Raw genomic sequence first — 215 nt, 5'->3', positions numbered from 1 at the left:
ACTGCATGGTTCGAAATTGAAAGGCGGCTTCGGCTGTCACTTATGGATGGACCCGCGTCGCATTAGCTAGTTGGTGAGGTAACGGCTCACCAAGGCAACGATGCGTAGCCGCCCTGAGAGGGTGATCGGCCACACTGGGACTGAGACACGGCCCAGACTCCTACGGGAGGCAGCAGTAGGGAATCTTCCGCAATGGACGAAAGTCTGACGGAGCA

At 57.7% G+C, this 215-nt stretch carries 1 rRNA gene; it reads left to right on the top strand.

The window, feature by feature from the left end:
- A 16S ribosomal RNA gene (locus tag MR113_RS28145) occupies positions 1 to 214 on the top strand; the annotation flags it as partial.
- Between the last annotated feature and the right edge of the window lies 1 nt (position 215).

Source organism: Bacillus cereus group sp. BfR-BA-01379 (assembly GCF_022663605.1).
GTDB classification, from domain to species: Bacteria; Bacillota; Bacilli; order Bacillales; family Bacillaceae_G; genus Bacillus_A; species Bacillus_A mobilis.
Note: the sequence above shows the minus strand (reverse complement) of the source record. Positions and strands in the feature narration are given on the sequence as shown.